The 15978-nt window shown below is 67.6% G+C and carries 10 protein-coding genes; 2 read left to right on the forward strand and 8 right to left on the reverse strand.

All coding sequences use genetic code 11. The annotated features are described in order from the left end of the window. The first annotated feature begins 133 nt into the window (after positions 1–133). Positions 134–658 (forward strand): ferritin-like domain-containing protein, encoded by a 525-nt coding sequence (locus ACGVWT_RS01920; protein ID WP_116461227.1) that lies wholly within the window; start codon positions 134–136, stop codon positions 656–658. Positions 659–664: 6 nt separating this feature from the next. On the opposite strand, the gene ACGVWT_RS01925 is transcribed toward ACGVWT_RS01920, so the two are convergent. The 3 genes from ACGVWT_RS01925 to ACGVWT_RS01935 form a co-directional block, all read right to left on the reverse strand. Further along, positions 665–1732 (reverse strand): PLP-dependent cysteine synthase family protein, encoded by a 1068-nt coding sequence (locus ACGVWT_RS01925; protein ID WP_315461287.1) that lies wholly within the window; start codon positions 1730–1732, stop codon positions 665–667. Then, the gene (locus tag ACGVWT_RS01930) at positions 1729–3765 is read right to left on the reverse strand and encodes a M3 family metallopeptidase (protein ID WP_394425181.1); all 2037 of its coding nucleotides are present in this window, start codon (positions 3763–3765) and stop codon (positions 1729–1731) included. The genes ACGVWT_RS01925 and ACGVWT_RS01930 overlap by 4 nt, the downstream gene beginning before the upstream one ends. A 92-nt stretch (positions 3766–3857) precedes the next feature. Then, a complete protein-coding gene (locus ACGVWT_RS01935) occupies positions 3858–5786 on the reverse strand; it encodes a sialate O-acetylesterase (protein WP_315461285.1) in 1929 nt (642 codons plus the stop codon). A gap of 168 nt (positions 5787–5954) precedes the next feature. Between ACGVWT_RS01935 and ACGVWT_RS01940 the strand changes: the two genes are divergently transcribed. Then, the gene (locus ACGVWT_RS01940) at positions 5955–7397 is read left to right on the forward strand and encodes a GH1 family beta-glucosidase (RefSeq protein WP_315461284.1); all 1443 of its coding nucleotides are present in this window, start codon (positions 5955–5957) and stop codon (positions 7395–7397) included. A gap of 16 nt (positions 7398–7413) precedes the next feature. Here the strand turns inward: ACGVWT_RS01940 and ACGVWT_RS01945 are convergent, their stop codons facing one another. The 5 genes from ACGVWT_RS01945 to ACGVWT_RS01965 are packed head-to-tail and all read right to left on the reverse strand — an operon-like array spanning position 7414 to position 15890. Further along, entirely contained in the window at positions 7414–9546 is a 2133-nt protein-coding gene (locus ACGVWT_RS01945) for a GDSL-type esterase/lipase family protein (RefSeq protein WP_315461283.1), read from the reverse strand. Positions 9547–9572: 26 nt separating this feature from the next. Beyond that, on the reverse strand, positions 9573–11369 hold the full coding sequence (locus ACGVWT_RS01950; RefSeq protein WP_315461282.1) for a glycoside hydrolase family 9 protein: 1797 nt from the start codon (positions 11367–11369) through the stop codon (positions 9573–9575). Beyond that, on the reverse strand, positions 11366–12913 hold the full coding sequence (locus ACGVWT_RS01955; RefSeq protein WP_315461281.1) for a tryptophan halogenase family protein: 1548 nt from the start codon (positions 12911–12913) through the stop codon (positions 11366–11368). The genes ACGVWT_RS01950 and ACGVWT_RS01955 overlap by 4 nt, the downstream gene beginning before the upstream one ends. Continuing rightward, entirely contained in the window at positions 12910–14373 is a 1464-nt protein-coding gene (locus ACGVWT_RS01960; protein ID WP_315461280.1) for a tryptophan 7-halogenase, read from the reverse strand. Before ACGVWT_RS01960 ends, ACGVWT_RS01955 begins: the two co-directional genes overlap by 4 nt. Beyond that, complete coding sequence (locus tag ACGVWT_RS01965) at positions 14370–15890, reverse strand: tryptophan halogenase family protein (RefSeq protein ID WP_315461279.1); 1521 nt, start codon at positions 15888–15890, stop codon at positions 14370–14372. Before ACGVWT_RS01965 ends, ACGVWT_RS01960 begins: the two co-directional genes overlap by 4 nt. Positions 15891–15978: the final 88 nt, after the last annotated feature.

A 15978-nucleotide genomic window follows, 5' to 3' on the forward strand; every position in this document is an offset into this window, starting at 1 on the left:
GGGAGGGCGCCGGGCCGATGGGCCGGCGCCTTCCTAACCCGGATCAATCAGAAAAACCTATATCTCGCCGAGACTTAGGCCGTCTTTGGCCGTTGATCGATTGTACCCTTCAACGATCGAAAGACAGCACGCCATGACAGCCCAGCCGGACCGCCTGCGCGACCTCTTCATCGTCGGCCTGCGCAATGCGCACGCCGTGGAAAAGCAAGCGCTGTCGATCATGACGCCGCAGGTCAGCCGCATCGAACATTATCCCGAAGTCGCCGACCAGCTTCGCCGCCACATCGAGGAAACCAACCAGCAGATCGCCCGGCTCGACGAACTGCTCGAAGGATTCGACACCAGCGGCTCGCTGCTGAAGGAGGCGGCGCTCAGCCTGTCCGGCACGATGGCGGCGATCGCCCACGTCCCGGCGGGCGACGAGATCCTGAAGAACAGCTTCGCCAATTACGCCTTCGAGCATTTCGAAATCGCGGCGTACAAATCGCTGCTGACCCTCGCCGAAGACGGCGGGTTCAGCTCTGCGACGACATTGCTGTCGCAATCGCTCGGCGAGGAAGAGCGGATGGCGGCATGGATCGACGACGCCTTGCCGACGATCACCCGCCGCTATGCCACCCTCTACGCCGAAGGCGGCTCGAGCGCCGCCAAGGTATAAGCCGCTCTACGAACCCAGGAACGCAGCGGTTCGCGCCGCTGCGGCTTCCCACGCGACGCCATGGGTGCTGAGCCAGGCATCGTCATAGTACGTACAGCCGTACCGCTCGCCCCCGTCACACAGCAAGGTGACGACGCTGCCGGTGCGGCCTGCCGCCGCCATTTCCTCGATCAGCGTCATGCAGGCGATCAAGTTGGTGCCGGTCGATCCGCCGACCCGTCGCCCCAGTCGATCCGACAGCGCGCGCATCGCGCCGATGCTGTCCGCATCTTCGACCGCGATCATCCTATCGATGACGCTCGGCACGAAACTCGGCTCGACACGCGGGCGGCCGATGCCTTCGATCCGCGAACCGCATCCTTCAGGCAAGGCAGTCACCGAACAATTGCAGAAATGGCGATGGAACACCGAATGCACGGGGTCGGCGACGCACAACTCACTGTCATAGCGACAATAGCGGATAAAGCGCCCGATCGTCGCTGATGTGCCGCCGGTTCCCGCGCCGCACACCACCCAGGACGGCACTGGATGCTCTTCCGCCGCCATCTGCGCGAAGATCGATTCGGCGATGTTGTTGTTGCCACGCCAATCGGTTGCGCGTTCCGCATAGGTGAACTGGTCGATGAAATGCCCGCCGGTTTCCGCAGCGAGCCGGTGCGACGCTTCGTAGATCGCCCGCGGATCGTCGACCGTGTGGATCTCGCCGCCATGGAAGCGGATCGCATCAAGCTTCGGCGCCGCGGTGCTGGCGGGCACCACGGCAATGAACCGCAGCCCCAGCATCCGCGCGAAATAGGCTTCGCTCACCGCGGTCGAGCCCGACGACGCCTCGATCACGCATGTATCGGGCCCGATCCACTCGTTGCACAAAGCGTAGAGGAACAGCGAGCGCGCCAACCGGTGCTTCAGGCTACCCGTTGGATGCGAACTTTCGTCCTTCAAATAGAGCGTGATACCCGGAAAGCGCGGCAGATCGACGCGGATCAGATGCGTGTCGGCGGATCGGTTGAAGTCCGCCTCGATCCGCCGCACCGCCTCGGCCAGCCACGTCCGGTTCGTACGCGTCCGCATCATTGCAGTCCGTGCCGCACCAGCATCGCGACCGGATCGGGGTCGCGACCACGGAACGCGCGGAAGCTGTCTGCCGCCGGCCGTGTCGCGCCTCGCGCCAGCACTTCCTCGCGAAACAGGTCCCCGGTCGTGCGGTCGACGAGGCCCGCCTCACGGAAGCGGTCGAAGCCATCGGCGGCCAGCAGCTCTGCCCACAGGTAGCTGTAATAGCCCGAGGCATAGCCGCCCGCGAAAATATGGCTGAACGCATGCGGGAAGCGATTCCACGCCGGCGGCCGGATCACCGCCACCTCGTCGCGCACTGCCTCGATCACCTCGATCGGGTCGGACCCCATCGTTCCGAGGTGGAGCAGCAGATCGAACAAAGCGAATTCCACCTGTCGGACGATGAACAGCCCCGCCTGGAAATGCCGCGCCTTCACCATTCGGTCGAACAGGTCGCGCGGCAGGCGCTCGCCGGTCGCGACATGACCGGACATGCCGGTCAACACATCCGCATCCCAGGCGAAATCTTCCATCAGCTGGCTGGGCAGCTCGATCGCGTCCCATTCGAACCCGTTGGTGCCGGCGATGCTCGGCCGGTTCACCCGCGTGAACAGCAGATGGAGGACGTGGCCCGTCTCGTGGAGCAAGGTGGTAACGTCGTTGTGGCTCAACAGCGCCGGCGACCCTTCGCTGGCTGGCGGGAAGTTGCACACCAGATAGGCCACTGGATTGGCGATCGTGTTGCCGTCGTGAAGCCGCGGCCGTGCCTCGCTCATCCAGGCGCCGCCCCGCTTGCCGGCGCGGGCGTGGAGGTCGAGGTACATGCCGGCCAGCACCGTGCCGCCCTCGTCGATCACGTCGAAATAGCGCGCGTCCGGGTGATAGAGCGACACGTCGTGACGCTCGACCAGCGTGACGCCGAACAGTCGGGTCAGCAGCGCCTGCCATCCCGCTACGACGCGTTCGACGGGGAAATAGGCGCGCACCAATTGCTCGTCGACGGCGTAGCGCGACTGGCGCAGCTTGTTCGAGGCGAAGCCGACGTCCCATGGCTGCAGGTCGGCGATGCCCAGCTCCGCGGCGGCGTAGGCCCTCAGCTCGGCCAAGTCGCGCTCCGCGGCCGGCTTGGCCCGGCGCGCCAGGTCGCGCAGGAAGGCGAGCACTTCGCCGGCATTGGGCGCCATCTTGGTGGCGAGCGACCATTCGACCGGATCGGCAAAGCCCAACAGCCGGGCGGCCTCATGCCGCAGTTCCAAGATGCGGGCGATGCGCGGCGAGTTATCGAATTTCCCGGCGTCCGGCCCCTGATCCGATGCGCGCGTAGCCGACGCCCGATAGACCCGCGCCCGCAGGTCGCGGTTCGCCGCGAAGGTCAGGATCGCGTTGACGCTGGGTTGTTGCAGCGTGACCAGCCAGCCGTCGAGCCCCTTGGCCTTCGCGGCGGCGGCGAGCATCGTCTTGTCCGCGTCGGACACGCCGTCGAGCAGCGCCGCGTCGGTGACATGCTCGCTCCAGCTTTCGGTCGCATCCAGCACCGCGCTGCCAAACGCGTTGGACAGTGCGGATAGCTCGACCGAGATGTCGCGAAAGCGGTCGCGATCGTCGGCATCCAGCGCCACGCCCGACAGGCGGAAATCACGCACCGCATGCTCCACCGCGACACGATCGGCCACTGGCAGGGCGGCGAAATCGGGCGATGTCGTAAGGCCGACCAGGATATCGTGGAAGTCGCGGTCCTGGCCGACGGCGATGCTATGCTCGGTCAGCCGGCGCTGCGCTTCGGCATGCGCAGCGCGAATGTCGGGCGTGTCGGCGACGCCGTGCAGGTGCGACACCGCCGACCAGATCGCGTCGATGCGCGTGTTCGCCCGCTCATAGGGGAGCCATACGGACGCGAAATTGGTGGGTTTCGCTGCCTTGATCGCGGCGACCGTCGCTTGATGTTCGGCCAGCGCCACGTCGAGCGCGGGCGCGATCATCTCGGGCGTGATCTCGGCGAAACGGGGCAGCGCATCGGTATCGAGCAGCGGATTGGTCGTCGAAGTGTCCATCGCGCCGATAAAGCCGCTCGCGCAACCAATCGCAAATCCGAATTGACGATAGGGCCATCAATCGTGCGAATGACGGGACGGCGGACCGTGGCTCAGGACACCGGTATCTCGAACGCCCCCACCGGCAGGCCGGCATCATCGGTGAGGTTGGTGATGGCGGTGTCCCCCCATGCGTAGCGCACGCGCGTGACCGGCTTGCCGTCGCCCGACAGCATCACGCCGTCGTTGTCGACCGTGCTGCCGGCGGCAAAGCGACACGTGCCCGGCCCAGCGCCGCACAATTCGAAGCCGATTGCCTGCGCGGCGCCCCGTGCATGGAGCGCCCCGGTGACACCGCTAAACCGCAACGCCACGCCGGTGCCGCTCGCCCGGGCCGTCGCAATCGCTGGCCCGGACGCGCCGATCGCGTCCTTGTAGACGACGGCGCGCATGACGCGGGCAAGCCGCTGGCCCACGGCATGCTTCTCGCCGGGGTGGATATCGAGCGGATCGCCGATATCGTGCGATACCGCAATGCCCGCACGTCCGTCCCGCTCGGCGACCATGCGTTGCGCATTGCGCACCTCGCCCCAACCGCTTTCGGCCGGCGCGGCGGGGACGGCACCATAAGACGATAGTTGTACGACGCCCCATGCCGCCTGCGGGCTGCCCAGCCGCGCGCGCCAGTCGGCAAACAGGGCGGCAAGGCGCCGGTCATATCCCGGGATACCGGTATCCGATTCACCTTGATACCAGGCGATGCCGGCGACATGCGTATGCCCCAGCGGCGCGATCATCGCATTGTACAGCGTGCCCGCGCCGTTGATGTCGTCCCAAGGCACGCGCGGTGCGGCGCCCGTCAACCGTTTGGCGATCGCGTAACGCCAGCCGGAGCCCAGCGGAATGCTGCTGCCATCGGCAAAGGTGATCCGCATTGCCTCGGCCGGGCCGGTCATCCCGCCGAGCGCATAGACGTCGTCGTCATTGACGGTGATGACGTTGCGGCCCGCGGTCAGCGTTCCGGCGGGAAGCGCGTAGACCCGCATCTGCGATGCCAGGCTGCTGCCGCCAACCCCCTTGCCGTTGACCCAGGTCCGATCCGCATCGTCGATTGCGCCCAGCGTCAACGTCGCCGGTCCTCGTGCCTGCTGCGCCGAGACATCGACGTCGCGGCTGTACCAGAGCATGCCGTTATACTCGGCGAGTTCGGGCACGCCCCAATGTTCGAAGTTGGTCATCGACGGCACCGGTCGCCAGTCGAGCCGCGCCCCCGGCTGCCAGGGCTCGCGCCCCGCGGCATCGCCCGATCCCTTTCGCCACCACTCCTCCCACGCGGTCATCGCTCGCGTGTTGGCTGCGGCGGGATCGCGCGCGTACAGCGCCAGCAGGTCGGCGGCATCCGCCATGCCGGCACGGCGCAGGGCGGCATCGCTCATCCACGCGCTGATCCGTGACCCGCCCCAGCTGGCATGGATCGCGCCGATCGGGACGTCGGCGGTGCGGCGGAGGGCCTGCACCATGTAATAGCAGGCGGCCGAAAAGCCGGGGACGCTCTCGGGCGTCGCCGCGACCCAGCGGGGCTGGTCGGCAAAGCGGGCCAGCGGCGTCGCGGAAGACACTTTCGCTACGGTGAGCAGCCGCAGTTTATCGTCGGCGGGGGCATGCGCGTCGGCGATCATGTCCTGCGCGCTCGAAACGGTCATCTCCATGTTGCTCTGCCCCGAACAGAGGAACACGTCGCCCACCAACAGGTCGCGTACCACCGCAGCGCCACTCGGAGCGGCGATGGTCAGGTCGTAGGGGCCGCCGGCGGGCAGCGCGGGAAGCTGCGCGGCAAAGCGGCCGGTTCGGTCGGCGCGCGCAGTGACGCTGTGCCCGGCGAGCGTCACCATCACCATTTCGCCGGGGGCCGCATCGCCCGATAGGTCGACCGGTTGTCCCCGCTGGATCACACCATGGTCGGTCAGGACGCCATCGAACCGAGGAGCCGCATCGGCCACGGCACTGGTGCCGATCAGCAACAAGGCAAACAGCGGCTTCATGGCAGACCCTCTCGATGATTGGCGCCTTACGACGACGCCTTTCGGCTAGTGGTAACGCCATCATAAGGGCGAGGAAAGGCTGCAACGGAAAGAGCGATGGGCCGCTTTTCACACAGCGAAACTTCTGACACATCGTTATGCTAACGATATCACAAAGGGAGAGGGCGCATGGATCGCCGCGATTTTCTGACGAAGGGCATGTTGGGGGGTGCTGCCGGTTTGGCGGCCAATGGTCTTGCCACAGTCGCGGGTGCAGATCCGATGACACCGCAGGACCTCAGCTTTCCCAAGGATTTCCTGTGGGGCTGCGCCACCGCCTCCTATCAGATCGAAGGCGCGGTGAAGGAGGACGGCCGCGGGCAGACCAATTGGGACGTATTCTCACATACGCCGGGCAAGGTCGCCAATGGCGATACCGGCGATGTCGCCTGCGACAGCTATCACCGGTACAAGGATGACATCGCCCTCCTGAAGGCCCTCGGCGTAAAGGCCTATCGCCTGTCGCTCGCCTGGTCGCGCATCTTTCCCGACGGGCGCGGCAAGCCCAACCAAAAGGGCATCGACTATTACAACCGCGTAATCGACGGCCTGCTGGCGGCGGGCATCCAGCCCAATGTCACCCTGTTCCACTGGGATCTGCCGCAGGCACTGCCCGGCGGTTGGCAGAATCGCGATACGGCGAAGGCCTTCGCCGATTATGCGGGCTTCATGGCGGGCAAGCTGTCCGACCGCGTCCACCGCTTCATGACGGTCAACGAACTGCGCTGCTTTACTGACCTGGGTCATATGGTCGGTATCCATGCGCCGGGGCTGAAGCTGCCCCAGGGGCAGGTCAATCAGGTCCGCCATCATGGCGTGCTGGCGCATGGCCTGGGGGTCCAGGCCATTCGCGCCAATGTGCGGGCCGGGACCGAGGTAGGCCTTGCCGACAACGCCAATATCTTCGTCCCCGTCATCGAGACGCCCGATCATATCGCGGCGGCGAAAAAGGCGCTGCGCGACGACAATGCCATGTTCCTGACCGCGATCATGGAGGGGGCATATCCGGACAGCTATCTCGCCGCCGCCGGGGCCGACGCGCCCAAGGTACAGGCAGGCGACATGGCGGCGATCGGCAGTCCGATCGATTTCGTCGCGCTCAACATCTATACGCCGACGTATGTGAAGGCCGATCCGTCGGCCCCGCGCGGTTACACGCCGCTGCCGCATCTGCCCTCGTCACCGCGGATGGCATCGCCCTGGCTGTATGTAGGACCGGAGGTCGCCTATTGGGGCGTGCGTGCGGTCAGCGAGTTGTGGAAGCCCAAGGCGATCTACATCAGCGAGAACGGGTGTTCGGCGGACGATCCCGTCAACGCGAGCGGGCTGGTCGATGACTCCGACCGGATCATGTACCTGCGCAACTATCTGGGCCAGTTCCGCCGCGCCGCCGCCGAAGGCTATCCGCTGAAGGGCTATTTCCTGTGGAGCCTGATGGACAATTTCGAATGGGCGGATGGCTATGGCAAGCGCTTCGGCATCCACCACGTCGACTTCGCCACGCAGAAGCGGACCCCGAAGCTGAGCGCTCTGTGGTACAAGGAACTGATCCGCCGCAACGCATTGGTCTGACGCGTGCGCCGTCCCGTCACGCGCAGAGCGTGGCGGGCGGCAACGGGGCGTCGACGGGAATGGGAACCCCCTTCGCCGCTGCTGCGGCTTCGAGCGTCGGGCTGGGGCCGGGCAAGCTCAGGTTAGTCGCTGCCGCGTAGAAGGGGTCCGCTTCCGCGCGTTGCAGCGTCGTGAAGGCGAAGCCCATCTCGCGATACTGCGCCAGCAGGCGCGGCATCATCCGCGCATCGAACGCCCCCAGATGCATCAGCAGGACATAGGGAATGTCGCGCCCTAACGCGGCTTGGGATAATGCGCGCGAGCGGAGCGCTTGCGCACGCGCGGCGGCGAGGAAGCTGGTTTCGAGCGTCGCGATGGCGGCGTCGTCCCTCTTCTCCACGCAACGCGCATATGCGTCGTTCCAGCCGTAATCGCCGAAGCTCATCGTCACCGCGGCAATACGATAGCCTTTCGCCCGCAACCCTGCGCGCACTGCGCCGACCTGCGCGACATCCTTGCCCTCGCTGAGGAACGGGTAGCGGAACCAGCGCCAGTCGCTGCCCTTTCCGGCCGCAGCCAGCGTCGGCTCGTCGCGGGCGACGTCGGCGAGGAAGGCGGGCGCCGTCGTCGTCGCCAGATTGCCGTGGCTCCAACTGTGGTTGCCGATCGGAAGCCCGGCACGGCGCCATGCTGCAACCACCTGAGGCGCCGTCGCATCACTTGCGAATCCGCCGTTATAGAAGCCGAACGCGGGCGCCCGTTCGGCCTTCAGTGCCGCGATAATGCGCTGCGCGATGCGCAGGCGGTCGTCCCCGATCGGCAACGGACCATGAGAGGGCAGGTCGTCGAAGGTCAGCGCGATCTGCGGCGACATGGGCTGCGGCCCGACCGTGATCGGGGCGGCGGCGCCAGCAATCCGTCGCTCGGTGAAGAACGACAGCGGGATCGCCTGAGCCATCGCGCGATAGCCGGCTTCGTTGGGATGAAGGTGGTCGCCAGTATCATAAGCGGGCAGCAGCCGGTCCGGATGCGCCGGGTCGCGGACCGCCGCGTCGAAATCGACCACCGCGTCGAACGTGCCGGAGGTACGGATGAAGCGATTGATCGCCTGCCGGTCCGCCTCCGTTTCAGGGCCGTCGTGATAATTCGCGTTGCCGACCAGCGGCGTGATCGTGCCCCCGATCAGCCGGATGCCATGCGCATGAGCCCGCGCTGCGATGTGCCGATACGCAGCGGTGATGGCGGTGATCATCGCGCGATGGGTCGCGGCATCGACAGGTCGGTCGCGCGTCAGCATACCGAGATCGTTGACCCCTTCCAGCACGATCGCCGCGCGTACGTTGGGCCGGTCGATCACGTCCCGATCGAACCGTGCGAGCAGATTGGGGCCGGCGCCGTCGAGCAGCACGCGATTGCCGCCGATCCCGGCGTTGACCACCGACAGGCCCGCGGTGGCGCGGTTTGCGGACAGGCGGCGTGCCAGTTCGTCGGGCCAGCGCGTGTTCGCATCGTCACGCACGCCGCGGCCATCGGTGATCGAATCGCCGATCGCGACGATCGTCCCCGTCGTGCCGCCACCGCTGACCTCCACATCGGCGAGGCTCCACCAGCCGCCGACGGTCTGCGGGTCGATCAGCGATGCCGCAGCGGTCTGGTCGCCGCGCGCGGCAAAGGTCGTCGCGCGCGCGCCGGGGTGGCCAGTGCGCGTGGCGGGCGCGTCCGGGAAGAACAGGCTGATCGTCAGATCGTCACCCGCCTTGGTTGCGAGCGGCAAGGGGTCCGAATAGACTTCGGCACCCGCCGGGATGGTGACAGCACGTGTGCCCGCGAAGGTCAGCGGCGTATTGCCGGTGACAATGGCGCTGGCGGGCGCGCCCTTGCCCAGCGCAGCGGCGTCGATCCGCAGCGGCGCGGTGCCCGCGATATTCGACAGCCGCACGCGCACCATCGTGCCACCGCCCGAAAGGTGGACGGTCTGTCGCACCGTCACTGGCCCCAGCGCCGCCAGCTTGTCCGCTTCGGCCTGGGCGGCGACCATTTGCGCCGATCCCCAGGCTGGCACCCAGTGCGGTCCCTGCGCCCAACCCGCAGCCGCCATCCCGGCGAGCACCAGCGTGCCGCCCGTTACCATCGTCGCCCGCCGCACCCGGCCCCGCCATGCCGCCTTCATTCGCCCGATCCTCTCTCGCGCGATGCCTAGCGCGGCATCGCCAAATACGTCGCGACCCAGACCAGCGGCGCGTTCCAGTTGATGGCCACTTCATTGTCCGCAAAGGCCCGCGAATCGTCCAGCCAGCATCGCTGCGCAACGCATCGCCCCTTCAGCGAGGCCGAGACGGGATCGGCGAAGGACGTGTTGTTCGCCCCCCCGCTCACCACGCCCGGCGGCGGCCCCGGCAGCCGCGCGTCGAACTGATGCGCCCAGAAACGATGGTGGGGGTACTGCATCGGCTTCCACCCGAAGCCGGTGACATAGCTCTGATCGAGCGGATTGCGCCCCAGCACGTAATCGGCGGTATCGACCACCGCATCGCGGTAGCGCGCCTCACCGGTAAAGCGCGCCGCCAGCGCCAGCACGATGCCGCGGCTCAGGATCGCGCCGTTCGATCCCCAGACATAGTCGGTGGTCGCATAGGGCAGGTGATACCCCGACCGCTCCCGCTCCGCCAGAAATGCATCGGCGAGCGCCACCAGCTTCGCCCGCGCCGCCTCGCGTTCGGCCACGGGGATGCCCTCGGCGGTCGCCAGGGTGATCGTCCCCAGCGTCCCGACATTGGCCCAGCCCGCTTCGCCCCACAGCGGTGCGGCATGCAGGGGCATGCGGCGCAACGCCTCGGCCAACTCGGGCATCCTGGTCGTCGCATACAGCTCCGCGGTCGCCCAATACCGCTCGTCGTCGAGGTGCGTGTCGCCATAGCCGCCGCTGCCCTCGAAATCCTGTGCGGCGTAGATATCCGGGTTGCGCACCGCCGCTTGGTAGGCCTTGCCCGCCGCCGCCAGGCAGCGATGCGCGAAGGCTTTGTCGATCGCCCGCCAGATCCGCGCGCATTGCGCGGCGGTGGCCGCCAGGTTCAGCGTGGCAGCGGTGCTTGGTGGATACAGCAACCGCTCCTCGCGATCGTCCGCGGGGATCGTCGGCAGCGGGGTCCAGTTGCGATCGGCGACCTTGTGATGCGCCATGCCACCGGCATCGACGCTGGTCAGGGTCGTCGGCCGGCGCGATTGCGGCCCGACCGGCAGCGCCAGTTGCGTGCCGTCGGGCACCTGCATCGCCAGCAGGAACCGCATCTCCCATCGGCTTTCGTCGAGCAGGTCGTTGATGCCGTTGCCTGCCTCGGGCAGCATCGCGCTACCATCCGCGAACGGCGGCGCAGCGGCATTCACCTCGTACAGATTCTGCAACGTCCACAGCGCGATGCCGCCGTTGACCACATACTTGCCGTGATCGCCCGCATCGTACCAGCCACCCGTCACATCCAATGTGTAGCGGCAGCCCGGCCAGACCGTCCCTGCGGTGTCGCGCCCGGCAAAACAGGTCGCCACCTCATGCGGATGGCCCGCCGCGCGCGCCCATTGCGGGCCGCCGGCATAGCGCGCGTCGATCGCGATGCCCGCGCGGTTCTGGTAGAAGAAGTTCAGCGCCGCGCGGGCCAGCGGCGCATAGGTGTCGACCTTGATCGCAAAGGGATGGCTGGTCACGCCATCCACCGTCAGCCGATAGGTGCCGGGCACCCGCACCGCGCTCAGGTCGATCTGGTGGACGTGATCGCCTGATGCCGCATCGTCGCCGAACGGCTGGGTCTTGCCTTCTGCCACGGCCTTGCCGCTTGCGTCGACGACGCGCCAGGGCAGCGGCGCCTTGGCGTCGTCCGACAGGATCGCCCATTTCGCCGTGTCGGGACGAAAGCCGATCTGGTTGAGATGCACCGCAGGCGGCGGCGACGCCGCGCCCGCCAGCGCCAGCGGCAACAGCTGCGCCAAGGCCTTCCTCATCGAGCCTGCCCCCAATTGGCGAGCGGGGAGGGCGCCACCATCCGCAGAAAATCGCCATGCGACGGCAGCCGCTCCGCAGTGTCCGCATAGCCGCGCCGCATCGTCTCCATCGCCTCGGCGACCAGAGTTTCGTCCAGCGCGTCCGCAGCCGGCTCCCAGGTCGATGGCACAAGTCCCTGGCCCAGGCACACCGCGACCCAGCTCGGCACGCTGAACAGATCATATCCCTCGCGAAACAGCCGCCCCTTGCCGCGCCACAGGTCCAGCTTGCGGGTCAGACTGTCGGGCAGCGGCATTGTACGGACCCGATCCCAGAACGGCGTGTCGGTCCGCCGGGTCTGGGCATAATGCAGGATGATGAAGTCGCGGATGTCCTCGTACAGACCGTGCAGCTGGCGGTTGAACTCGTCGCGTTCGGCGGGGTCGAAGCGCGTGTCGGGGAACATCGCGACGATCCGCTGAATGCCCGCCTGGACCAGATGGATGCTCGTCGATTCGAGCGGTTCGATAAAGCCGCTCGACAGCCCTAGTGCGATGACGTTGCGGTTCCAGCTTTGTCGCCGCCGTCCCGCTGTGAAGCGCAGCCGGCGGGGATCGCCCAGCGGCTCGCCCTCCAGACTGGCGAGCAGATCGAACTCCGCCGCCTCGTCGGACAGATCGTCGCTGCAATAGACATAACCGTTACCCATCCGGTGCTGCAGCGGGATGCGCCACTGCCAGCCAGCCGCACGGGCGGTGGCGCGGGTGTACGGGTCGGGCTCGCGCGCATTCGGCAGCGCACACGGCACCGCCACCGCCCGGTCGCAGGGCAGCCACTGCGCGTAGCTCTCATATCCCGTATGCAGCGCTTCCTCGATCAGCAGCCCGCGATAGCCGGAACAGTCGATGAACAGATCGCCCGCCACCTGCCGCCCGTCGGCGAGCGTCAGCGCTTCGACATAGCCATCCTCGCCCCGCAACCGGACGTCGGCGATTCGCCCCTCGATCCGCGTTACCCCGCCGCGCTCGGCATAGCCGCGCAAATAGCGCGCATAGAGCGAGGCATCGAAATGATAGGCGTAGAACAGCTCCCGCACCGGCGAGCGTGCATCTTCGCGCGCCCGGCCGAACCGCCCGCGCGCCGCCGCCTGCGCGCTCATCGACCAGGCGGTGATGTCCGGAATCGCCCGGCGGCTGCGCTCACGCAGCCACAGTTGGTGAAAGGATATGCCCTGCAAATCCTGACCGAAGGTGCCGAACGGATGGATGTAGCGATCGCCGATCGCGCCCCAGTCGCGAAACTCGATGCCCAGCTTGAACGTGCCTGCCGTCGCCGCGAGGAATTCGTTTTCGTCGATCCCCAGCATCCGGTTGAAATTCAGCAGCGGCGGGATGGTCGCTTCGCCGACGCCGACCGTCCCGATCTCCTCCGATTCGATCAGTGTGACGCGCGTATAGCCGGTGTTGAGCAGGCGCGAGAACGCGGCGGCGGCCATCCAGCCCGCGGTGCCGCCGCCGACAATGACGATATTGCGGATGGCATGGTCGGGGACGGGCAGGGTCATCGGGCTAGGCGCCTCGCTTGCGCCGCGAGCCAGGCGGCATGGGTGGGGGCATGCGGCAGTGCCGCCGCGATGGCATCGGTGACGCCGTGCATCGCCGCATGCGCGTCGGACAGCGGGATGGCGTCCGCCAGCGGATCGATCCGCCGCGGGCGTATCCCCTGACCGATCAGCACAGCCGCCCAGCCGTCGCGCGTGAAGGTTTCCTCTTCGTAGAAGGGCAGGCGCCCGCGCTCTTCGAACTGGCGCATCGTATGCGCCAGGCTGTCCGGCGGCGGCACCGCCGCGACCGCACGCCACATCGGTTCCGGCCGGGCGGTGGCACGGTAATGCAGCGCCATCATGTCGCGCACGCGTTCCGCCTCCGCCAGCGTCTGGCGGTTGAAGTCCGCCGCCTCCACCGGCGCCATGTCCCGGTCGGGCAGCATCGCGATCAGGCGATCGATCGCGCTCAGCGCCAGATGCAGGTTGCACCATTCCAGCGGATCGATCGCCGTTGCGGCATCGCCGATCGCGACGCAATTGGCACGCCAGGGCTCCCGGCGCGTCCCCGGCTGGATTGTGATGGGCGTAGCATTCGCCGTCCCTAGCAATGCCGCCGCATCGTCATCGGCCAGCCGGTCGGCGGCATAGACGACACCGCGCTGCGTGCCGCCGTCCCACGACCAGCCCGCCGCATGCGCGGTGACGGGCGTCAGCAGCGGCGGTTCGGCCGTTGTCCCATCGGCCAGCATCACCCGATCGCACGGCAGCCACGCGCTCCAGTCGTCACGCGCACTGTCGATCGTATCGCGCAGCCGTGCCTCAGGCCCGGTCGCATCGACGTACAGGTCCGCTGCCAGCCTTCCCCCACCGGCGAGCGCCACCGCCGCGATCCCGCCACGTTCATCGCGCTCGATGTCGGCGATCTCTCCCGCCACGACGTCGATGCCGACGTGCGCGGCAAAGGCCCGGATCATCCGCATGTAGCGCGGCAGGTCCAGCGTCAGCGCAGGCTGGTGCCGGGCGAAGATCGTCCCCGGCGTCGGCGGTGCGTATCGCCCGGACCGACCGAGCGCCGCGGCCGGCGCGAATGCATCGAACCGCGGCACCGCCCCCTCCTGCGCGGCACGCAGCCAGTGGAGGTGGAACGCCGTGGCGCCGAACGCCTGACCATAATGATCATAGGCATGGACATAGTCTGCGTCGTCGCGCCCCCACCTGACGAAACGCGTGCCCAGCCGATAGCCGGCACCGGTCCGCACCACGGCATCCTCGTCACCGATGCCCAGATCGGCATGAAAGCCGGCAAGCGAGGGCAGGGTACAGGCGATCCGATCCGCCAGCGCATTCGGCGACCGCGCCCCGTCAAGCAGCGTCACCGTCAGAAACGGCGCGCGCCGCTTCAGTGCGGCCGCGGCGAGCCAGCCGACGATCCCGCCCCCCGCCACCAGAATGCTGCGAATGGCGCGATCCTGCGTCACGCCGCCTCCGCCATCGGGCAATAGCCGTCGATGAAGGCGCGATGCCCCGGCCGTCGCGCCACATCTGCGGCAATCTGTTCCGCAAGGCTGCCGATGCCACGCCGCAGGTCGCCCTCGGGCGGAACGTCGGCGCGCGGGTCCCAGCCCGCAGGCACGATGCCCTGGCCCATGTAGACCGCGATCCACGACGCATCCAGGAATACGCCCTCGCGATATTTCACTACGCGCCCGCGTCGGCGCCACAGCTCCAGCTTTTCCGCCAGGCTGTCGGGGATGGGCATCGTCCGCACATAGTCCCAGAACGGCGAATCGCTCCGCGTCGTCGCATGATAGTGCAGGATCAGGAAGTCGCGGATCCGGTCATATTCCAGATCGATCACGCGGTTGAACTCGTCGCGATCGGCAGCGCTGGTGCGCCCGTCCGGGAATAGCTCGACCAGCAACGTGATCGCCTGCTGCACCAGATAGATGCTGGTCGATTCGAGTGGCTCCAAAAACCCGCTCGCCAGCCCGATCCCGATGCAATTGTGCGACCAGCTGTGCCGCCGCCGGCCTGCCTTGAAGCGCAGCGGCCGCGGGTCGGCGAGCGCTTCGCCCTCCACCACGCTGCGCAGCGCCGCGGCGGCGGCATCGTCGCTCAGGAACGCGCTGGCATAGACATAGCCGTTGCCGGTCCGGTGTTGCAGCGGGATGCGCCAGCGCCACCCCGCCGGCATCGCGATCGCGCTGGTATAGGGCGTCACCGCCGTCTCGGTCCGGCACGGCATCGCCACCGCCCGATCGGCGGGCAGCCAGCGCGACCAGTCTTCGAACGGCTCGCCTAACGCCTCGCCCAGCAGCAGCGATCGGAAGCCGGAGCAGTCGACGAACAGGTCGCCCTCGATCCGCGTTCCATCGGCCAATGTCACCGCGACGATATCGCCGCTCTCGCCGTCGCGCGCGACGTCGACGACGATCCCCTCGCTGCGCCGTGCGCCCATCTCTTCGGCAAGGCCGCGCAGATAGGGCGCGAACAGCAGCGCGTCGAATTGATAGGCATAGCCGAACGTCCCGGCGAGCGACCGCCGGTCCGTCTCCGGCATGGCGAACCGCCCCTCGCGCGCCAGCGCACAGGCATAGGACAGCCGGTCGAGCGGCGGCAGCTCGGCGCCCTCGCGCAGCAACCGGGCATAATAATGGTGGAAATCGACCGCACCCGATCCGGTGCCGAACGTGCCGAACGGGTGGATGTAGCTGTCGCCGATCGCGCCCCAGTCGCGGAATTCGATGCCGAGCTTGAAGGTCGCGCGCGTCCGCGCCATGAACTCCGCTTCGGGGATGCCGAGCCGTTCGTTGAAGGCGCGAATATGGGGCAGGGTGGCCTCGCCGACGCCGACCACGCCGATCGCCTCCGACTCGATCAGGTGAACCTCGGCGCGATGCGGCAGCAATCGCGCGATCGCCGCCGCGGTCATCCAGCCCGCGGTCCCGCCGCCTACGATGACCACGCGGGTCGCCTGTCGCCGTTCCCCGGCCATCCTCATCCCTCCCCGACTCCCGTATGGTGGCGCTCCCACTCATGCAATGTCCTCTTTGGTCGACGGTCTACAGCAGTTCCGACGACGC

Source organism: Sphingomonas sp. S6 (assembly GCF_043498045.1).
Classification (GTDB): Bacteria; Pseudomonadota; Alphaproteobacteria; order Sphingomonadales; family Sphingomonadaceae; genus Sphingomonas.